The sequence below is a fragment of the Streptomyces sp. WM6378 genome (genome assembly GCF_001279695.1).
GTDB lineage: Bacteria > Actinomycetota > Actinomycetes > Streptomycetales > Streptomycetaceae > Streptomyces.
This window is the reverse complement of sequence record NZ_LGDD01000144.1, coordinates 1-20460: the sequence shown is the minus strand read 5'-3', so window position 1 is coordinate 20460 and position 20460 is coordinate 1. Positions and strand designations below refer to the sequence as shown.

At 70.9% G+C, this 20460-nt stretch carries 17 protein-coding genes; 6 read left to right on the top strand and 11 right to left on the bottom strand.

Annotation, left to right across the window (positions count from 1 at the left end):
• Nucleotides 1-369: 369 nt before the first annotated feature.
• From ADK54_RS14410 to ADK54_RS14400, 3 genes are read right to left on the bottom strand one after another with little or no spacing between them, the layout of a single operon-like run.
• Nucleotides 370-1641, bottom strand: coding sequence for an ABC transporter substrate-binding protein (locus tag ADK54_RS14410; protein WP_107090532.1), 1272 nt, complete (start codon nucleotides 1639-1641; stop codon nucleotides 370-372).
• Between the two features lie 38 nt (nucleotides 1642-1679).
• Nucleotides 1680-2519, bottom strand: coding sequence for a carbohydrate ABC transporter permease (locus ADK54_RS14405; protein ID WP_053726020.1), 840 nt, complete (start codon nucleotides 2517-2519; stop codon nucleotides 1680-1682).
• Nucleotides 2516-3454, bottom strand: coding sequence for a carbohydrate ABC transporter permease (locus tag ADK54_RS14400; RefSeq protein ID WP_053726019.1), 939 nt, complete (start codon nucleotides 3452-3454; stop codon nucleotides 2516-2518). Before ADK54_RS14400 ends, ADK54_RS14405 begins: the two co-directional genes overlap by 4 nt.
• A gap of 128 nt (nucleotides 3455-3582) precedes the next feature.
• On the opposite strand from ADK54_RS14400, the gene ADK54_RS14395 reads away from it, so the two are divergent.
• Nucleotides 3583-4494, top strand: coding sequence for a phosphotransferase enzyme family protein (locus ADK54_RS14395; protein WP_053726018.1), 912 nt, complete (start codon nucleotides 3583-3585; stop codon nucleotides 4492-4494).
• Nucleotides 4495-4504: 10 nt separating this feature from the next.
• Here ADK54_RS14395 and ADK54_RS14390 read toward each other — a convergent pair whose 3' ends face one another.
• The gene (locus tag ADK54_RS14390) at nucleotides 4505-5230 is read right to left on the bottom strand and encodes a 3'-5' exonuclease (RefSeq protein ID WP_053726017.1); all 726 of its coding nucleotides are present in this window, start codon (nucleotides 5228-5230) and stop codon (nucleotides 4505-4507) included.
• A 106-nt stretch (nucleotides 5231-5336) separates the two neighbouring features.
• Nucleotides 5337-6572, bottom strand: coding sequence for an SAV2148 family HEPN domain-containing protein (locus ADK54_RS14385; protein WP_063801980.1), 1236 nt, complete (start codon nucleotides 6570-6572; stop codon nucleotides 5337-5339).
• A 324-nt stretch (nucleotides 6573-6896) separates the two neighbouring features.
• Between ADK54_RS14385 and glgX the strand changes: the two genes are divergently transcribed.
• Complete coding sequence (gene glgX, locus ADK54_RS14380) at nucleotides 6897-9017, top strand: glycogen debranching protein GlgX (protein ID WP_053726015.1); 2121 nt, start codon at nucleotides 6897-6899, stop codon at nucleotides 9015-9017.
• Between the two features lie 111 nt (nucleotides 9018-9128).
• On the opposite strand, the gene ADK54_RS14375 is transcribed toward glgX, so the two are convergent.
• Nucleotides 9129-10391 carry an MFS transporter gene (locus ADK54_RS14375; RefSeq protein ID WP_053726014.1) on the bottom strand — a complete coding sequence of 421 codons (1263 nt, stop codon included), beginning with the start codon at nucleotides 10389-10391 and terminating at the stop codon, nucleotides 9129-9131.
• Between the two features lie 81 nt (nucleotides 10392-10472).
• On the opposite strand from ADK54_RS14375, the gene treY reads away from it, so the two are divergent.
• Complete coding sequence (gene treY, locus ADK54_RS14370; RefSeq protein WP_053726013.1) at nucleotides 10473-12824, top strand: malto-oligosyltrehalose synthase; 2352 nt, start codon at nucleotides 10473-10475, stop codon at nucleotides 12822-12824.
• Here the strand turns inward: treY and ADK54_RS14365 are convergent.
• Entirely contained in the window at nucleotides 12784-13332 is a 549-nt protein-coding gene (locus ADK54_RS14365; RefSeq protein ID WP_159047762.1) for a cytochrome P450, read from the bottom strand. The genes treY and ADK54_RS14365 overlap by 41 nt on opposite strands.
• 79 nt (nucleotides 13333-13411) lie before the next feature.
• The gene (locus ADK54_RS14360; protein WP_053726011.1) at nucleotides 13412-13969 is read right to left on the bottom strand and encodes a DUF1707 and FHA domain-containing protein; all 558 of its coding nucleotides are present in this window, start codon (nucleotides 13967-13969) and stop codon (nucleotides 13412-13414) included.
• Between the two features lie 213 nt (nucleotides 13970-14182).
• On the opposite strand from ADK54_RS14360, the gene ADK54_RS14355 reads away from it, so the two are divergent.
• Both ADK54_RS14355 and treZ read left to right on the top strand, forming a co-directional pair.
• A complete protein-coding gene (locus ADK54_RS14355; protein WP_053726010.1) occupies nucleotides 14183-15136 on the top strand; it encodes a GNAT family N-acetyltransferase in 954 nt (317 codons plus the stop codon).
• A gap of 73 nt (nucleotides 15137-15209) precedes the next feature.
• Entirely contained in the window at nucleotides 15210-16949 is a 1740-nt protein-coding gene (treZ, locus tag ADK54_RS14350; RefSeq protein WP_053726009.1) for a malto-oligosyltrehalose trehalohydrolase, read from the top strand.
• A gap of 37 nt (nucleotides 16950-16986) precedes the next feature.
• On the opposite strand, the gene ADK54_RS14345 is transcribed toward treZ, so the two are convergent.
• The 3 genes from ADK54_RS14345 to ADK54_RS14335 form a co-directional block, all read right to left on the bottom strand.
• Entirely contained in the window at nucleotides 16987-18117 is a 1131-nt protein-coding gene (locus tag ADK54_RS14345) for an aminopeptidase P family protein (RefSeq protein WP_053726008.1), read from the bottom strand.
• 86 nt (nucleotides 18118-18203) lie between these two features.
• Nucleotides 18204-19157, bottom strand: a complete 954-nt coding sequence (locus tag ADK54_RS14340) for a hypothetical protein (protein ID WP_053726007.1) — start codon at nucleotides 19155-19157, stop codon at nucleotides 18204-18206.
• 41 nt (nucleotides 19158-19198) lie between these two features.
• A complete protein-coding gene (locus ADK54_RS14335) occupies nucleotides 19199-19840 on the bottom strand; it encodes a nucleoside/nucleotide kinase family protein (protein ID WP_199826962.1) in 642 nt (213 codons plus the stop codon).
• A 64-nt stretch (nucleotides 19841-19904) separates the two neighbouring features.
• On the opposite strand from ADK54_RS14335, the gene ADK54_RS14330 reads away from it, so the two are divergent.
• Nucleotides 19905-20297 carry a VOC family protein gene (locus ADK54_RS14330; protein WP_053726005.1) on the top strand — a complete coding sequence of 131 codons (393 nt, stop codon included), beginning with the start codon at nucleotides 19905-19907 and terminating at the stop codon, nucleotides 20295-20297.
• The last annotated feature ends 163 nt before the right edge of the window (nucleotides 20298-20460 follow it).

Sequence of the window (20460 nt, the reverse complement as noted above, 5' to 3'; positions counted from 1 at the left end):
TCAGAAACCGGCCAGGAGCGGGCAACTCGGGCTTTGTGAAGGGTCGATGAACACTCTGTGTGAACACGTCGACCTTTCCCGGGGCCCAACCCCCTTTACGTGTAAGGGGCTTCGGTACGCCTCGTCGGGGATGCCTCCACACCGAAGGGATGAGCCCGGACCCGGCAGGCTCACCTGAGAGCACGACGAGACGGCCGGATCGCACCCCTAACGTCGAAGGGTGGTCCGACGGCGCCGGGTCGTCGGCCACTGCCCCGGCGGCTGCCTGGCCTCACGCACGACGAGGCCGTCGAACCGCCGCCGGCCGAGACCGCCCCGGCCCGTTCGGGGGACGGGCCGGGGCAACCCGCAGGGATCCCCTTTCAGAACTCACCGCTGATACCGCGCCAGCACCCGGTTCCCGTCCTGGACCAGGCGTTTCTTCAGCTCGGCCGCGTCGATCGCCCCGCTGTAGTACTCCTGCAGGGCAGGCGTGGCCACCTTGTCCTTCCATTCCGGGTAGCCCCGCACGGACTGCGCGGGAGCCGGGCGCAGATACGGGGCGAGGGCCGCGCCGGTCGCCCAGCCGTCCTTGGCGGTGTGCAGGGCCGGATCCTTGAGCGCCTCGGTTCCCGTCGGCAACATCCAGTCGCCCTTGGCGAGGCGCACCATGTTCGCCGGGCTCAGCATGAAGTCGATGAACTGGGCGGCCTCCTTCTTGTGCGGGCCGTCCTGGGCGACCGACAAGGTCTGCGGGCTGACGCCCTGGTCCAGGCCCGCACTGCCCGCCGGGGCCGGAAGTACCGTCCACTCGAAGCCGGGCGGGGCCTGCTGCACGATCTGCTGGCGGTAGGAGAACCCGAGCGGCACCATCGCGTACTTGCCGCCGAAGAACCCGGGCAGGGTGTCCGAACCACCCATGCCGAGGGTGCTGCGCGCCGCGCTCTTGTCACTGTTGACCTGGTCGTGAATGGTGTCGGGGACGACCGCGTCGCCGGCCGTGAACTCCACCTTCGCCTTGCCGTCGGCGCCTCGCGCGAAGAGCCGGCCGCCCTCGGAGAGCCCCAGGTTGAGGGTGACCGAGACGGGCTCCTTGAGCGGCCAGGCCACACCGAATCTTCCGTCGCCGCTCAGCTTCTCCGTCACCTGTCTGAATTCGGCCCAGCTCCAGGGCTGTTCGGGTGTGGGAATCCGAACCCCCGAGGACTTGAGGATCTTCGTGTTGGCGATGAGGACCCTCGGCTCCTGGAGGAACGGCACCCCGTACACCCCCTGGTCGAAGGTGGCCGTCTCCCAGCTCTGCGCCGGGATGTCGTCCTTGAGCCGCCGCGGGAGCAGACCGCCCAGGTCCGCCAGGTAGCCGCCGTACGCGAAGTCGGCCAGGTCGTCCGAGGTGTCGTGGATCACATCGGGCGCCTCGCCGCCTTCGAACGCGGTGAGCAGCTGGTCGTGGACCGTGTCCCAACTGCCCTGCACGTACTGGACCTGAATGCCTTTATGTGTCGCGTTCCACTCCTTGACCAGGCCCTTCGTCGCATCCACGGACTCCTTCTGCCAGGCCAGGGACTGGAAGCGGAGCCTGATGACTCCGCCGCTTCCCGAGCCGCCGTCCGAGCACCCGGCGAGCAGCGGCGCCAGCAGGGCCAGCATGGCGGCCAGCATCAACAGCCGCACGAATCCGGCCTGTTCACGAGCCCGCATCAGCCCTTCACCGCCCCGGTGACCATGCCGCCGGTGATCCGCTTCTGAATGATCGCGAAGATCACCAGGGAGGGCAGGGTGGCGAGGAAGGCGGCCGCCGCGAGCGGGCCGAGGTCGGCGACTCCCTCCGCGCCGAGGAAGTGGGTGAGGACGACGGGCAGGGTCTGTTTCTCGGGGGTCTTCAGCAGAACGAGTGCGAAGAAGAATTCGTTCCACGCCGTGATGAAGGCGAAGAGCCCGGTGGCCACGATCCCGGGGGCGAGCAGGGGCGCGGTGACCGAGACGAGGATGCGCGGCCGCCCCGCACCGTCGACGGCGGCGGCCTCCTCCAACTCGGTTGGCACGGCGCGTACGTAGCCGTTCAGCATCCAGAGCGCGAACGGCAGCGACCAGACCACGTAGACCATGACCAGACCGCCCACCGAGTTGATCGCGTGCAGGTTCTTGAGGACCAGGAACAGCGGAATGATCAGCAGGACGAACGGGAACGCCTGGCTGATCACCACCCAGCCCGTGGCGGCGGCCGCGAGCCGGCCCCGGTGGCGGGCCATGACGTACGCCATCGGCGTCGCGATCACCACCGCGATGAGGGAGGCGGAGAGGGCCGCGATCAGGCTGTTCAGCCCGGCGTGGAGCAGGGGGTGTTCGTCGAAGGCCTGGCGGAAGTTGGCGAGCGTGGGGTGCCGGGGAATCCAGGTGGGGTGGAGCGAGCCCAGCTCGCGCGCTGGTTTGAAGGCGGTCGAGATCAGCCACAGGAACGGGAAGGCCAGGAAGACGAGATAGGCGAGCAGCGCCAGGTACTGTCCTGCGCGCCCCAACCTCCTTGTGCGCGCGGTCACTTGCCGTCCCCTTCCCTGAGACGGCCCACCAGGAAGAAGGCGAGGCAGACGGCGATCACGGCGACCATCACGCAGCCCATGGCCGCCGCGTACCCGAACTGGCCGTAGCGGAAGGCCTCTTCGTAGGCGAAGAGCATCGGAAGCCGGGTGCGCCCGCCCGGCCCGCCGTTGGTCAGCACGTAGACCAGAGCGAACGAATTGAAATTCCAGATGAAGTTGAGCGCCGTGATCGCGAGGGCCACCGGTTTCAGGGCGGGCCAGGTGACGGTGGTGAAGCGGCGCCAGGCGCCGGCCCCGTCGATGGCGGCGGCCTGGTGCAGTTCCCTCGGGGTGTTCTGCAGCCCGGCGAGGAGGGCGACCGTCGTCTGCGGCATGCCCGCCCAGACGCCGACGACGATCACGGCGGGCAGGGCGGTGGCGAGGCCGGTCAGCCAGTCCCGGCCGTCCCCGAGCCCCAGGTTGCGGACGGTTTCGTTGAGGATGCCCGCGTCGGGCTGGTAGACGAGGCGCCACATGATGCCGACCACGACCTCCGGCATGGCCCAGGGGATGATCGCGAGCGCCCGGGCCAGCCAGCGCAGCCGGAGTTTCTGGTTGAGGAGCAGCGCGAGCCCGAGGGCGAGCAGGAACTGGGGCACGGTGACGCCGACCGCCCACAGCAGCCCGATCCTGAACGACTCCCAGAACAAGCCGTCGTGCGCCAGGTCCCGGAAGTTGAGCAGCCCGACCCACTGGGTGGCGGCGGTGCGGCCCGACTGGGCGTCGGTGAAAGCCAGCGCGATGCCATAGAGCAGCGGGCCCACGCTGAGCACCAGAATGGGGATGAGTGCCGGGAGCACCAGGAACCAGGCCCCGCCCGCGCCTGCGTCCGCGCTCCTGCGTCTGTTCGTCGGCTTTCGGGTGGCTGACCGTGCGCTGACGGTCGTCGATGTCACCGTTTCGACCCCTTTGTCCAGTAATGCCGAACAGCCTCCGTCATCGTGCTGACGGTCCGTCCGTTCGTCAAGACGACCTACGTGAGTGCGAGACTTGGCCGGTAGGAAACGATCACCGGGAGACGATCATGGACGAGGCACGGGCACGCGAACTCCTTGCCGGAGCGGCACTGAGCGACCCCGGCGGGCTTGCCGGAGTTGCCGAGGCCGAGCTCCTCGCCCTGGGCGAGAACGCGGTCTTCGCTCTGCCCGGCGCCGCACACGCCTTGCCGGACGGCCTGGTCGTCAAGGTCGGCCGCGATGCCACCGACCACCCGGAGCTCCTTGAGCGCGCCGAGCGCGAAGTGGCCGTCGCGACCTGGCTCGCCGAGACCGGGGTGCCCGCGGTGCGGGCCGTCGAGCCGAAGCCGAGGCTGGTCGAGGGCCACCCGGTGACCGTGTGGCACCGGCTGCCCCCGGCCGAACGCCCCGCGGGCCCCACCGATCTGGCCGATCTCCTGCGCCGCGTCCACGCCCTGGAGGTGCCCGCCTTCCCGCTGCCCCGCCGTGAACTCCTCGGCGGGGTCGAGCGCTGGCTACGCCTGGCCGGCGACGCGATCGACCCGGCCGACGCCGCATATCTGCGGGCCCGCCGGGACGGCTTCGCGGAAGCGGCCGCGTCGCTCACTCCACATCTGCCGATCGGTCCCATCCACGGCGACGCCCTCCCCCGCAATGTCTACATCGGCCCCGAAGGGCCGGTCCTGGTCGACCTGGAGACCTTCTCCGCCGACTTCCGTGAGCACGACCTGGTGGTCATGGCTCTGTCCCGCGACCGGTACGGGCTGCCCGCCGAGCAGTACGACGCGTTCGTCACCGCCTACGGCTGGGACGTGCGCGCTTGGGACGGCTGCGCGGTCCTGCGCGGTGCCCGCGAGACGGCCAGCTGCGCCTGGGTCGCCCAGCACGCCCCGACCAACCCCAAGGCGCTCGACGAGTTCCGCCGCCGCGTCGCCTCGCTGCGCGACGGCGACCCCGAAGTCCGCTGGTACCCGTTCTGACCGCCCGGCCTCAACCTCGGGCAGGAGCGGCCAGTTCGCGCAGCGGCCAGGAGCCGTCGATCACCGCGTCCGCCGTGCCCTTCTTGCGCAGGAACTGCTGGAAGTCGGCCGCCCACTCCGCGTACCAGCGGATCTGACGGTCATGCAGTTCCGCGAGGTCGAGCCGCGCCACCTGAGGGTGGCGCTCGGCTATCGCCACGGCCACCCGGGCCGCCGCCAGCGCATCCGCCCCCGCGTCGTGCGCCGCCTCCAGGACCACTCCGTACTCGACGCACACCGCTTCGAGGGTGCGCTTCCCCTTGCGGTAGCGGTCCACGGAGCGGTCGATCGTATACGGATCGACGACGGGCCCTATGGCGGCGCCGTCCAGCCGGTCGCTGAGCGAGGGCAGTTGGTGGCGGCGCAGTTCGGCGGCGAGCAGCGTCAGGTCGAAGGCCGCGTTGTAGGCGATCACGGGCACCCCCCGGCGCCAGTGGCCGGCCAGGGCCTCGGCGATCTCGTCGGCCACCTCGGCGGCGGGCCGGCCCTCGGCCGTGGCCCGCTCGCTGCTGATCCCGTGGACCGCGGACGCCTGTGCCGGGATCCGTATCCCCGGATCCGCCAGCCAGCTGTGCTGCCCCACCACGTCGGCGCCCCGCAGTTCGACGATCGCGGCCGTCACGATGCGCGCCTCGCGCGGCTCGGTGCCGGTCGTCTCCAGGTCGAAGCCGACCAGCGGCTCCAGGTGCCAGCTCATGCTGCCCCTCCTTCGTGGTGCTTTCCCCCAGTTGACGACCACCCTCGCACGCGACACTGACAATCGGCCGGACGGCCGGAATCCACCCGGGAAAGCTCACCACAATTCAGGACACAGGGCGGGAATCAACCCAGACCGACTCGAACTCCTCGCGGTACGTCTCGAAGAGCCCGTGCTCCACGTCCTGCCCGGGCCGCACCACGCCCCGCCGCCCACCGCCGCGCAGGACGAGCACCGGTGCTTCCATCCCCCGCGCGCGGCGCAGGTAGGACTGGACGACCGCGACGCCGTCCGCGCCGTCGCCGTCCACCAGGTAGGCGGTGAAGCGCGGCGTCTCGTCGAAGACCTGGATCTCGAAGGCCCCCGGGTCGCGCAGCCGGGCCCGCACCCGCCGCATGTGCAGGATGTTCATCTCCACCGAGCGGCTCAACTCGCCCTTCTTCAGACCGAGTTCACGCTCGCGGCGCTTGACCGCGCTGCTCGCCGGGTTGAGGAAGAGCAGCCGGACGCGGCAGCCCGACTCGGCGAGCCGCACCAGGCGCCGGCCCGAGTAGTTCTGCACCAGGAGGTTGAGGCCGATGCCTATCGCGTCCAGGCGGCGGGCCCCGCCGAAGAGGTCCTCGGCGGGCAGCTGGCGTTGCAGGCGCACCCGGTCGGAGTGGACGGAGACGACATCCGCGTACCGGTCACCGACCAGGTCCTCCACCGCGTCGATGGGCAGGCGGTGCGCGCCCGGCGCTCCGCCGGCGCCGCCGAGCACGTCCAGGAGCCGCGCCGAGGCCCGCTCCGCCTGGGCGAGCACGGCCTCGTTCAGCGCCCGGTTGCGCGAGACGACGTTGCGGGCCACTTCCAGCTCGTCCAGGGCGAGTTCGACATCGCGCCGGTCGTCCACGTAGGGCTCGAAGCAGGGCCAGTGCTGCACCATCAGCTCCCGCAGCTGCGGGAGGGTGAGGAAGCTGAGCACGTTGTCGTCGGCGGGATCGAGCAGATAGCCCTTGCGGCGCGAGACCTCGCGCACCGCGACGGCCCGCTGCACCCACTCCTGGCCCGCGGGGCCTGCCGCGGCGACCACCCAGTCGTCGCCGTGGACCGGCTCGTAGATCGGCCGCAGCACGGCCGCCACCACGGCACGCAGCCGCTGCTCCACCAGGTTCAGCCAGATATAGGCGCGCCCGGCCCGCTGCGCGCGCGTACGCACCTCGCTCCAGGCGTCCGCGCCCCAGTCCAGCTCCGCCCCGATCTCCATCGGACGTGCGAGGGAGACCGCTCCGGGCGGGATGTCGCCGGACTCCCCCTCATGACCCGTGTCACCAGGGGGCAGCTCAAGACCTCCCGAGCTCACCCACGCACCGCCTTCCGCCCCCCGGCAACCCCAGCGGGTCCGGCCCGCCCTGTACGCCCTTCAACGATCAAGGAAGGGTACTCCGGGAGCAGGAGGCGCTGCAGCCCGATGGCGAGTCGAGTTTCCCAACTGGGCCGAGGATACGGCCTGTTCTGCTGGGCACTATCTGTCGGGGTGAGCGGATTCATAGCGCTTGCGCCGCGTCGCCCCGAGCCGGGTCACCCATTGGCGCACGCGGACGTCCTGGGTGACCGTCGTCTTTTCGGGGAGGATCTGGCCGAACAGCCCCTCAGCACCCCGAGCGGAAGTGGAAGAGTCTTGCCCATGCAGGTATGGCCGGGACAGGCTTACCCACTCGGTGCCACGTACGACGGCGCCGGGACCAATTTCGCGGTCTTCTCCGAGGCCGCCAGTCGGATCGAGTTGTGTCTGCTGCACGACGACGGCTCGGAGACGGCCGTCGAGCTGCGCGAGTCCGACGCGTTCGTACGCCACGCCTATCTGCCCGGCGTGCTGCCGGGCCAGCGGTACGGCTTCCGGGTGCACGGACCGTACGAGCCGCAGAAGGGGCATCGCTGCAATTCGGCGAAGCTGCTGCTCGACCCGTACGCGCGCGCCATAAGCGGGCACGTGGAGTGGAACGAGGCGGTCTACGGCTACCACTTCGGGCGCCCCGACAGCCGCAACGACCTGGATTCGGCGCCGCACACGATGGCCTCGGTGGTGGTCAATCCGTTCTTCGACTGGGGCGACGACCGGCCGCCCCGCACCGAGTACCACCACACCGTGTTCTACGAGGCTCATGTCAAGGGCCTCACCATGCTGCATCCGGAGCTGCCTCCGGACCAGCGCGGCACCTACGCGGCGCTCGCGCATCCGGCCGTCATCGAGCACCTCACCCAACTGGGCGTGACCGCCCTTGAGTTGATGCCGGTGCACCAGTTCGTCAACGACCACCGGCTCGCGGACGCCGGGATGTCGAACTACTGGGGCTACAACACCATCGGCTTCTTCGCCCCGCACAACGCGTACGCCTCGTGGGGCGACCGCGGCCAGCAGGTCCTGGAGTTCAAGCAGGCCGTGCGGGCGCTGCACGAGGCGGGCATCGAGGTCATCCTCGACGTCGTCTACAACCACACGGCGGAGGGCAACCACCTGGGTCCGACCCTGTCCTTCCGGGGCCTGGACAACACGCAGTACTACAGGCTCGCCGACGACCTCCGTTATTACGAGGACACCACAGGGACCGGCAACAGCCTCCTCATGCGGTCGCCGCACGTCCTGCAGCTGATCATGGATTCGCTGCGCTACTGGGTGACCGAGATGCATGTGGACGGCTTCCGCTTCGACCTCGCCGCGACGCTGGCCCGCCAGTTCCACGAGGTGGACCGGCTCTCGTCCTTCTTCGACCTGGTCCAGCAGGACCCGGTGGTCAGCCAGGTCAAGCTGATCGCCGAGCCGTGGGACGTGGGCGAGGGCGGCTACCAGGTCGGCAACTTCCCCCCGCTGTGGACGGAGTGGAACGGCAAGTACCGCGACACGGTACGGGACTTGTGGCGCGGCGAACCGCGGACCCTGGCCGAATTCGCCGGGCGGCTGACCGGCTCGTCGGACCTGTACCAGGACGACGGAAGGCGGCCGCTGGCCTCCATCAACTTCCACACCTGCCACGACGGCTTCACCCTCAACGACCTCGTCTCCTACAACGACAAGCACAACGACGCCAACGGCGAGGGCAACCGGGACGGCGAGAGCCACAACCGGTCCTGGAACTGCGGCGCGGAGGGCTCCACCGACGACGACGAGGTCAACGAGCTGCGCGCCCGCCAGATGCGGAACTTCATCGCCACCCTGATGCTGTCCCAGGGCGTGCCGATGCTCAGCCACGGCGACGAGTTCGCCCGCAGCCAGGGCGGCAACAACAACGCGTACTGCCAGGACAACGAGCTGTCCTGGGTGCACTGGCCGGACCCCGGCGACGACCCGGACGGCACGCTCCTCGCGTTCACCCGGGCCATGGTGGGGCTGCGCCGGGACCACCCGGTCTTCCGGCGCAGGCGCTTCTTCCACGGCCGCCCGGTGCAGGGCACGCACGACGAGCTCTCCGACATCGCCTGGTTCACCCCCGAGGGCGAGGAAATGGCCGACCGGGACTGGCAGTCGGCGAGCGCGATGGCCCTGTCGGTCTTCCTCAACGGCAACGCGATCTCGGAGCCGGGACCGCGGGGCGAGCGGATCGGCGACGATTCGTTCCTGCTGATGTTCAACGCCAGCGCGGAGGCGATCGACTTCGTCGTGCCGGTCAATCACGGCCGGCAGTGGCAGGTGGTCGTGGACACCGCGCGGCCCGAGGGGGTGCCGCCGGGCGAGGGTCCGAAGGTGTCGGCGGGCGAGCGGGTCGGGCTCATCGGCCGGAGCATGACCGTGCTGCGGCGGCCCGCGTAGAGCGCCCGCCCAGGCATCTCAACAGCCCTGACCTGCGCCGGAGTTCGATTGTCAGTGGGCTCCGGCACAGTGGGGACCATGAACGCGACCACTGTCCGGGCAACTGTCGACTCAGCTGTCGACCGGACTCCTCGGGGCCGCCGCGACGCCGGTGACGGCATCCGCGGTGGCTGGCTGCGCCCGCCGTCCGCCGAGCCCGCGCACGGACCACGAGCACACCGCGCAGAGCGCCCCGGCCACCACCATCACGGCGAACGCGGCGACCGCCCCGTGGTCCTGCGCGAGCCGTCCCGAAAGCGCCAGCGCGAGCGCCTGGCCGCCGACGACGCCGCTGGTCAAGAACGCCATCGACTCGGCGAGCCGGTCCCTGGGCACCAGGCGCTCGGTCAGCCCGAACACGGTGATCAGATGGGGCGCGTACGCCACCCCGAGGACGATCACCGTGGCGTACAGGCCGACCAGTGTGTCGACGAAGAGCAGCGGTACGGAGAGCACGACCAGCGCCGCGGTGGCGATCCGCCACCGGACCGGCAGCGCGAGCCGCTCCGGCACGGCCACCATGGCGAGCCCGGCGGCCGCGCTCATCACACCCATGGCCGCGTACACGAGCCCGGTCTGCGAAGGCCGGCCGAGCTGCTCGGTCAGAGCCGTGATGCCCGCCTGCGAGGCGCCGAACATGGCGCCCTGGAGGGCCATCGTGGCGCGCAGCGCGTACACCGCGCCGGGCAGCCGGGTGCGGGCGGCCCCGGTGCGCCGTGCGGCGGTCACCTGACGTGCCGTCGGGTGCAGCGCGAAGGCCGTGCCGCAGACGGCGAGCAGAGCCGCGGCCGTCAGCAGTGCGGCGGCCGGATGGGCGAGGGCGGCGGCCAGGCCCACGAAGGCCGGGCCGAGGACGAACGAGATCTCGTCCAGGGTGCCTTCGAAGGAGAGCGCGCCGGCCACGGTCCGCTCGTCGGCGCCGGCCCGGTGCGCGAGGGCCACGGTCCGGCTCCGGGCGAGCGGCCCGACCTGCGGGACGCTCGCCCCGGCCAGGGCGCCGAGCAGGGCCAGCCAGCCGGTCGCGAGGTGAGAGAGCGCGGCAAGCACCAGGCCGGTCACGGCGGCGGCATTGGCGAGCGCCGCCGCGAGCACCACGACGCGCTGTCCGTACCGGTCGGCGGCGCGCCCCAGGAGCGGGCCCGCGACGGTCTGCCCGGCGGCCAGCGCGCCTCCGGCGAGCCCGGCGGTCGCCAGGCTGCCGCTGGTCTCGGCGACCAGCAGGACGCTGCCCAGCTGGCACATGGCGGTCGGCAGCCGCCCGAGGAAGGAGATCACCGGCAGTACGGGCCCCGTCAGGGCGAGCACCTTGCGGTAAGTCTGAGCGGATCCGGCCATCAGGCGAAGCTAACGCGGCCGACCGGGGCATACGCATGGGCCGAAGGCACAGAAGCCGCCCGCCGGGGTACGTACGTTCATATGACGCCGCCCATCGCGACTTACCGGCTCCAGCTCCAGCCCGGCTTCCCGTTCGCCGCCGCCGAGGAGGCGCTGCCCTACCTGGCGGAGCTCGGAGTCTCGCATCTCCATCTGTCACCGGTCCTCGAAGCCGTGCCCGGCTCGACGCACGGATACGACGTCACCGACCACGCGAAGGTACGCGAGGAACTGGGCGGCGAGTCCGGACTGCGCCAACTGGGCGCAAGAGCAGGAGAGTTGGGGCTAGGCCTGATCCTCGACATCGTGCCGAACCACATGTCGGCGGCCGCGCGCCACAACCGGCAGCTGTGGGACGTGCTGTGCGCCGGCCCCTCGTCGCCGTACGCCTCGTGGTTCGACATCGACTGGGCGGCGGGCGACGGCCGGGTCCTGCTGCCGGTGCTCGCCGGCCCGCTGGGCGCAGAGCTGGACCGCCTGACGGTGGACGGCGGCGTACTGCGCTACGGCGAGGAGTGCTTCCCGCTGCGTGCGGGCACGGCGGGCCTGCCTCTGCCGGAGCTGCTCGACGCGCAGTTCTATCGGCTCGGCTGGTGGCGGCTTGCCAGGACCGAGCTCAACTATCGACGCTTCTTCACGATCGCGGAGCTGATCGGCCTCCGGGTGGAGGACGAGAGCGTCTTCGACGCGACGCACGCCAAGATCCTGGAGCTGGTCCACGACGGCGTGGTGGACGGGCTGCGGGTCGACCACCCGGACGGTCTTGCGGACCCCGAGGCCTATCTGCGCCGGTTGAACGAGGCGACGGACGGCCGCTGGACGGTCGTCGAGAAGATCCTCACCGGCGACGAGCGGCTGCCGGCGGGGTGGGCGGTCGCCGGGACGACCGGATACGACGCGCTGCGCCACATCGACGGCCTGTTCACCGATCCGGCAGGTGTGGATCAACTCCTTTCCATATATGGAGAGTTCACCGGCGTGAGCGGTGACCGGGGCGGGCGCTGGGGGCCGACGGTACGCCGCGCGGCGTACCGGGTGCTGACCCATGAGCTGGTGGCCGAGACCGAGTATCTGGTGCGCCTGGCGCAGCGGATCTGCTCGACGGGCGGCCCCGAGCTGCGCGATCACGCCCCGTGGGCGCTGCGGCTCGCCCTGCGGGAGCTCCTTGTCCGCGTCCCGGTCTACCGGCCCTACCGGTTCGGGGCGGAGCTGGTGCTTCCCGCCTCGGCGGCCCTGGAGGCGAAGGCGGCCTTCCCGGTCGCGGAGGAGTCCGCCGCGGTGGACCTGGTGCGGGACCTGGCCCTCGGCCGGCTCGGCGACAGCCCGGAGCGGGACCGGTTCCGTACGCGCTTCGCGCAGACGTCGTCGGCGCTCCACGCCAAGTCCGTCGAGGACACGGCCTTCTACCGGTACACGCCGCTGCTCTCGGTGAACGAGGTGGGCGGGGATCCGGGGCGGCCTTCGGTGGAGCCGGACGAGTTCCACGCGTTCTGCGCCCGGCTCGCCCGCGACTGGCCGAGCACCGGCACCGTCCTGTCCACGCACGACACCAAGCGCAGCGCGGAGGTGCGGTCCCGTATCGCGGTGCTTTCCGAATGTCCGCGGCGGTGGGCGGCGCTGCTCGACCGGGTCGCCGGGGTGCGGGCGCCCGATCCGCATCTCGCCTGGGTGGCGTGGCAGACCTCGGTCGGGCTCGGCGGGCTGCCGGAGCCGGACCGGCTGGCGGCGGCGCTGCTCAAGGCGGTGCGGGAGGCCGGTCTGCACACGGGCTGGACGGAACAGGACCCGGGCTACGAGAAGGCGGTGAGCGACTTCGTCGAGGCCGGGCCTGGTGGTCAACTCGCTTCAGCGGTACGGGAGTTCACACAGGAGGTCGAGGCCGCAGGGCGGGCCAACAGCCTCGGGGCCGCGCTGCTGCATCTGACGATGCCGGGGGTGCCGGATCTCTACCAGGGGACGGAGGCCGAGTACGCGGCGCTGGTGGACCCGGACAACCGACGCCCGGTCCGGTTCGACCGGGCCGCTCTGGCCGACCCCGGCGACAAGCTCTGGGTGACCCTGGCGGCGTTGCGGCTGCGGCGCGAACTCCCCGAAATATTCGGCGAATCCGGGACCCACGGGGAGCTGGCCGCGCACGGCCCGCGCGCCGGTCACTGCGTGGCGTTCTGCCGCTCGGGCGAGGTGGTGACGGCGGTGACCCGGCTCTCGCTGCGGCTCGCCGAGGCGGGCGGCTGGGCGGGGACGGAGCTGCGGCTTCCGCAGGGCCGATGGGCCGATGTCCTCAGCCCGGGGAGGCAGTTCAGCGGGGCGGTGGCGCTGGACGAGCTGTTCGCACCGTTCCCGGTCGCCCTGCTCAGGCGGGCCGTACGAGAAGGCGGCGAGGGGGCCGGGTGAGCAGTCCGCTCTCGGCCAGGGTGAAGGCGTCGGCCCTTCGCAGCCCGGGCATGGCGGTGAGCAGGGCGTTCACCGCGCACTCCGCCTGGAACTCGGCGACCCGGGCGGCCGGGCAGTCGGCGGGTCCGAGCGCGAGCCCGCCGGTGGCGGTGCGGTGCAAGTCGAAGCGGTCGGGGTCGCGGAACCGGTCGGGGTCCCGGTTGGCGGCCCCGACGAGCAGCGCGACGGCGGCCCCGGCCGGGACGGTGCCGCCAGATATCGCCAGGTCACGGACGGCCCGGCGCAGCACCACATGGACGGGAGGATTACGCCGAAGCGATTCGTCCCAGGCCTGACCGATCAGCGCCTGAACCCCCTTCACCAGCTCCAACTGCTCAGGACTGTCTTGGAGGTTGGCCATGGGCAAGGCGAGCGCCCGGCCGGTGAGCACGGCCTGGTCCGCGCTGCGCGCCGCGAGCAGGGCGACCCCGGTGCCGCCCCGGCGACGGCCGAGGTCGGTCGGCGCCATGATGAACCATCCCACTGACAACGCCCTTTGCGAGCGGTATTCGCCCAGGCCAAAGGGGGGTGCAAGAGGACAGCAGGGCTCAGTGGGTGGCGAGTCGGAAGGCCATCCGGCCGAAGCTGACCTGGTCCCCGTCGGCCACGGCGACCGCCCCCGTCACCCGGCGCCCGTTGACACAGGTCCCGTTGGTGGAGCCGAGGTCGCGCAGCTGCCACATCCCGGACTGGAAGACGAGCTCGGCGTGCACGCGCGACACCGTCTCGTGGCTCAGGCGGAGCCCGTTGGAAGGGTCGCGGCCGATCCGCAGCGGATACGGCCCGGGCACCGGGAAGAGAAGCTTGGGCAGCCGCTCGGTCTGCCAGGCCCTGCGCAGCGAGACGGAGAACTCGGAGACCCTGCTGACCGCGCCGAACACCGCCTTCGACCAGCGGTTGCCGCCGCTGTCCAAGTCGGCGGTGAGGGCGACCAGTTCGTCGGAGCGGCGGGCGGCCAGGGCCAGTTCCATCCGGCGCAGGAAGGTGTCGTGCGACAGCTTGCCCTCGGCGGCGCCCTCGCGCAGCACCTCCAGCACCCGGTCGCGCTCCGCGTCGGAGAGCCGCGCGGGCGCCGAGGAGGTCTGGAATTCGAAGGAGGGCGTCACATCAGCGATTGTCCTTCCACAAGGCCATGAGTGTCCAGCAGACGGTCGCCCTCCCAAGGGGGCTCGCGGTTCATCACCGCCCCAGCTCTGACCTGGGACGCAGAGGCATCGGTCGCCGCATTCCCTTGTCGGGCAGCCCTCGAATTCCCTTGTCGGGCGGCCCTCGTGCCCTGTTAGGGTCTGCCGACTCGTCAAACCTCTGAGGGGACCCTCTTGCAGATTTCCGCGTCGGACATAACCCTGCGTCCGCTCGCCGGGCCCGAGGAACTCGGGCTCTTCCAGCAGCTTTCCTACGTCCTGGACCACGAACTCCAGGACGATCTGGCCACCGGCCGCCGCATCCCGGCCTGGATGTGGGTGGCCCTGCGCGACGACCGCGTACTGGCGCGCATCGCGTGGTGGGCCCCGAAGAACGGCGATGCGCCGCAGAGCCTCGACTTCTTCGACGTCGACGACGCCCTGCCCGCGGCCGAGCGGCACGAGATCGGCCTGCGCCTCCTTGAGACCGCGACCGCCGAGGTGGTGCCCGCGGATGCCGAGCGCCCCGAGTACGGCCGCTTCGTGCCTGGCGACTGGCGCGAGGACCCCGCCGCCCGCGAGGTCGTCGAGACCCGGCTGAACATCATGGCCGCCTCCGGTGCGACCCCGCTCGTCGAGCGGCTGCGCCTGGAGTGGCGGCCCGGCACGCCGCTTCCCGCGGCCTCCACGCGGCTGACGTTCCGTCCCGCCACCGACCGCGAGGAGCTCGTCTCCCTGATGACGCTCGTCGTGGAGGGCTCGCTCGACGAGCACACCCGCGAGGAACTGCTCACCATGGCCCCGCGCGAGTCCGCGGAGCTCATGTACGAGGAAGAGTTCGAGACTTTCAGGACGCCGCGCGAGTGGTGGCGGATCGCCGAGCTCAAGGACGGCGGCGAGCCCGTCGGATTCGTGATCCCGGCCCGCAACAGCTACAACCCGATCATCGCCTACATCGGGGTGCTGCCCGCCCACCGCGGCCACGGCTACATCGACGACATCCTCTCCGAGGGGACACGCGTCCTGGCCGAACAGGACGTGCCCCGGATCCGCGCCTCCACGGACCTGCCCAACGTCCCCATGGCGAACGCGTTCGCCCGTGCGGGCTACGTCGTCTTCGAGCGCGCGATCAACATGATCTGGAAGTAGTCACGAATTGCGGGCGTGTCCGCCTCGTCTGTCGCACCATGGTCGCAACCGGCTACGACAGGGGGACACACCCGTGCTGTTCGAAGTGTGGGCGCCGAACGCCGACCGGGCCGCTCTCCTCCTGGAGGACGTGACCCACCCCATGAACCGCCATCCCGTGCGCGCGGGCTGGTGGCTGGCCGAGGCCGAGGGACACCCTGGCGACCGCTACGGATACGTGCTGGACGACGGCCCGGTGCTGCCCGACCCGCGATCGCGCCGACAACCTGACGGCCCTGACCGCCTCAGCGCGGTCGTCGTCCACGAAACCTTCGGCTGGCAGCATCCCTGGGAGGGGCGCCCGCTCCAGCGGGCCGTCCTGTACGAGCTGCACATCGGCACCTTCACCGCCGAAGGGACCCTTGACGCGGCCGTCCAACAGCTGCCTCACCTGGCCGAGTTGGGGATCACGCACATCGAGCTGATGCCGGTGTGCCCGTTCCCGGGCCGGCACGGCTGGGGGTACGAGGGCGTCTCCCTCTGGGCGGTGCACGAGCCCTATGGCGGACCCGAGGCCCTGAAGAGGTTTGTCGACGCGGCACACGCCCATGGTCTCGGCGTCGTCCTGGACGTCGTGCACAACCACCTGGGCCCGTCCGGCAACTACCTGCCCGCCTTCGGCCCGTACTTCACGGACACCCATCACACGCCCTGGGGCTCGGCCGTCAACCTGGATGCCGCCGGCTCCGACGAGGTACGCGCCTTCCTCCTGGAGAGCGCGCTGGCGTGGCTGCGCGACTACCGCCTCGACGGGCTGCGCCTGGACGCGGTGCACACGCTGGCCGACACCCGCGCGTTCACCTTCCTCGAAGAGCTCTCGACGGCCGTCGACGTGCTCGCCGCCGAACTGGGCCGGCCGCTCTTCCTCGTCGCCGAGTCCGACACCTGCGATCCGCGCACCACCGCGCCGCGCGGCGAGGGCGGCCTCGGCCTGCACGCCCAGTGGAACGACGACTTCCACCACGCTCTGCACACCGCCCTCACGGGCGAATCCCAGGGCTACTACGCCGACTTCGCGCGCGCCCCGCTCTCCGCGCTCGCCAAGACCCTGACCCGTGTGTTCTTCCACGACGGTACGTATTCGAGCTTCCGCGGCCGCGTCCACGGGCGGCCCGTCGACCGCGCCCACACCCCCGCCCACCGCTTCCTGGGCTACGCGCAGACCCACGACCAGATCGGCAACCGGGCCCAGGGCGACCGTCTCTCGGCCACCCTGTCCCCCGGCCTGCTGGCCTGCGCTGCGACGCTGACGCTGACGAGCCCGTACCCGCCGATGCTCTTCATGGGCGAGGAGTGGGGCGCCCGCACCCCCTGGCAGTTCTTCACCGACCACACCGACCCCGCGCTCGCCCGGGCCGTACGGGAGGGCAGGCGGCGGGAGTTCACGTCCCACGGCTGGTCCGCCGAGGACATCCCCGACCCGCAGGACCCGGCGACGCGCCGGCGCTCCTGCCTGGACTGGACGGAACCCACGGGCGAACCGCACGCCAGGCTCCTTGCCTGGTACCGCGAACTCATCGCGCTGCGCCGCGACCGGGCCGACCTGACGGACCCCGACCTCGCGGCCGTCAAGGTGGCGTACGACGAGGAGGCGCGTTGGCTGACGTACCGGCGCGGCGATCTGCGGGTGGTGGTCAACCTCTCCGAGGAGGCCGTCAGGATCAAGCTCGGTGGCGGCGGCCGGGTCCTCGCGGCCTGGGAGCCGGTCGGGGCGCCGGGCCCGGACGGCCTGCTGCTGATGCCGCCCGAATCGTGTGCGGTCCTCGGCAGCTGAGACCCGCGCCACTCAATGCCTGTACTACTGAGGGCGGTTACTCGACGATCGCCATGGCGCGGTCGGTGTTGTTCAAACGCCGGCCGCCGTCATCCGTAACGGTGACGATGTCCTCGATGCGGACCCCGAACCGGCCGGGCAGATAGATGCCCGGCTCGATGGAGAAACACATCCCGGGCACGAGCGGCAGCTCCTCGCCCTCGATCATGTACGGCGGCTCGTGGGTGGTCACGCCGATGCCGTGGCCGGTGCGGTGGATGAAGTACTCGCCGTATCCGGCGTCCGCGATCACGGCGCGCGCCGCTCGGTCGACGTCCTGGCAGGCGGCGCCGGGCCTGACCGCCTCGAAACCGGCCTGCTGGGCCTCGCGCACCACGTCGTGGACGCGCTGCTCGGCGGCGCCGGGTTCGCCGACGTGGACGGTACGGGTGGTGTCGGAGCCGTAGCCGTACTTGAGCCCGCCGAAGTCGAGGACGACCATGTCGCCCTGTTCGATGGTGCGGTCGCCGGCCTCGTGGTGCGGGTTGGCGCCGTTGGGCCCGGAGCCCACGACGGTGAAGTCCACTTGTGAATGGCCGTACTTCATCAGGAGGGCGGCGAGATCGGCGGCGACCTCAGTCTCCTTCCGGCCCGCGAAACGTACCTTCACGATCTCGCCGTACGCCTCGTCCGCCGCCGCGCCCGCCGCCTCCAGGCGGGCCAGCTCGTGCTCGTCCTTGACGGCCCGCAGCATGGGCAGCGCCTCGGTCAGCGCGACGTACGAGGTGCCGGGCAGTTCCTTCTGCAGCCCGAGCAGGTGCATCGCCCAGGCGTTGTCACTGACTCCGAAGCGCCCGTCGACGTCGAGGAGCGGGGCCGTCACGGCGTACGGGTCCTTGCCGTCGGTCCAGTCCCGCAGGGTCAGCGCGGCGGCTCCCGCGGCGTGTTCGGCGTCGGGTGCCTCCAGGGTCGGCACGACCAGGACGGGGTCCTGACCGGCCGCGAGCACAAGGACGGTGAGCCGCTCGGTGATCGCGGTCGGCTGGTAGCCGGTGAGGTACACGAGGTCGGGGCCGGGCGCGACGAGCACGCCGGCCAGTCCGGCGTCGGCGGCGGACTGGGCGGCGCGGGCCATCCGGGCCCGGTAGTCGTCGGCGGTGAAGGGCGCGGGGGCAGGCTTCGTAGGCATGGCCACATCCTCCCCGGACGCCCGTTGGCGCGCGAGTGGGATGAAGCCCCCGTTCGCCGCGCCTCCTTCAAAGGCTGCGCAACACTTCAGAACCCATCCGTCTCGTCGTCGACAAGCCGCTCAAGAAGCTCACCGAAGTCCTCGCCGACGACGATGCGCAGCCCCTCGCCGTCCCGGTCGCTGAGCTGGGTGAGCGTGCCGCCGCGCCACCAATAGACGTACGGGCTGATCGACCCCGGAGTGTCCTCGTACCCCGAGGCCGCGAACGAGGCCATGGCGTTGAGGGCGAGGACCATGCCGGAATCGCGGATGACGTGGAAGGCGAGCTGGTGGCGGAAAGGCATCGCCACGAGCGCGCCCTCCGGAGGGACCTCTCGGCCGGTGACCTGGCGCACGACGGCCTCCAGGGCGAGCACCCGGCTCGCCGTGTAGAAGGAGTCGCCGACGACGATGTCAAAGCGCATCCCGTCGTCGCCCTTGACCGTCTCGTGTCCCTCGACGGGCAGTTCGCGCAGATTACGCAGGGCTTGTTCGCGCAGGTCAGGGACCTTGCCGAGGGGTTCGAGAGCCTCGTCGGTGAGCATCATGACGCTCTCGGGGAGGTCGAGAGCGAGGATCTCGTAGAGGCCCGGCGCCACACTGCGCGCATAGCCGAAGCTCTGCGGGTCGAGTCCGTCGCCGCTGATCACCCGGGGATACAGCTGGGCCCGGATCTGTTCGGGCGGCAGGGTTTCAAGCGCGGAAGGCGCGTCCATGGTGCGCAGCACCATTCCGACGTGCTTACGGATCAATTCCGGCCACACGCGCGGGCCTCGCGGCTCGTTGTGGCAGACGGCGGCGAGATTGCCCAGGCCGAACTGGCGCCCGCCACTGTCCTTCACCATGTCCGCGTAGACCGTGACCTCCAGGCCCAGCTCGGCGAACGCTTCCCTGACCACCGCACGGAACCGGGCGCCCTCGCCGTTCGAGAAGAAGCCGAACTCGGGGTCCCTCGGAACGTCGCTCGCGTCCCGCCTGGGCCCTCGTCGGAATATCCCCACGTCTGCTGCCTTCCCCTTGCACGGTCGCCAGAGCTGCGAGCCTACCCAGTGTGCGCACCCGTGATGACAAGATCCGCCCGCGCGCGGCCGGCGGCCACGAGACGTGCGTTGACCTCGTCGGACTCCTCGACCCACCGCTCGGCGTACGGTCGGGGCTTGCCGTGCCGCACATGCCGCTCGACCAGTCTGCGCACCCGCTCCCCGTTGTCGACATGGAGATACCAGATCTCGTCCACGAGATCCCTGACCTGCGCCCAGGCCCCCTCGTCATGAAGCAGGTAGTTGCCCTCGGTCACGACGAGCGGCACCTGAGGTGCGACGGGAATGCTCCCGGCCAACGCCTCCTCCAACGACCGGTCGAAGTCCGGCGCGTATACGACCGTGCCGGGATCGGGCGAGCGCAGCCTGCCAAGCAGCGCGGCATATCCGGCAGCGTCGAAGGTGTCGGGCGCACCCTTGCGTTCGGCACGTCCGAGCCGGCGCAGCTCCCCGTTGGCGAGATGGAACCCGTCCATGGGCACGAGCACGGCCTGCCCGTCGAGGCGCCTCACCAACTTCCCGGCCAGCGTGGACTTTCCGGCACCGGGCGGCCCCGCGATGCCCAGAATGCGGCGACGTCCGGGAACGACGAGGCTGCGCGCGCGGCGCACGAGCCCGTCAAGGTCGAGATCCATACTGCGCATTGTTCCACCGTCCTCTCCGGAGTCACGTAGTACGTATAACCTCGGTGCGTATAGCCTGGGTGGTATGCCGCACATTGCACTGATCACGCTCGTCGTACGCGACTACGACGAGGCCATCGAGTTCTACACCCGGGCCCTGGGATTCGAACTGGCCGAGGACACCGACCGCGGGGACGGCTCGCGCTGGGTGGTCGTCCGCCCGCCAGGCACAACGGCTGGTGCGGTCTCGCTGCTCCTGGCCCGGGCGAAGGACGACACCCAGTTGGCGAGCGTGGGCGCACAGACCGGCGGCCGGGTCGGATTCTTCCTCCACACCGAGGACTTCGCGGGCGACCATGCCCGCATGCTGGCGGCCGGCGTCCGCTTCCTGGAGGAGCCGCGGCACGAGCCGTACGGTTCGGTGGCGGTGTTCGAGGACCTCTACGGAAATCGCTGGGATCTGTTGCAGCCGGCTTAGGGGATTTGCGTTCAGGACTCAGGTGCTGGCCTTGGATGCAGGCCGTAAACGGCCCCTGAAACGTGAAAAAGCCCCGCACCGTGACCGTATTCCTACGGTCTGGTGCGGGGCTTTCCCCACAATTTGTTCGGCGGCGTCCTACTCTCCCACAGGGTCCCCCCTG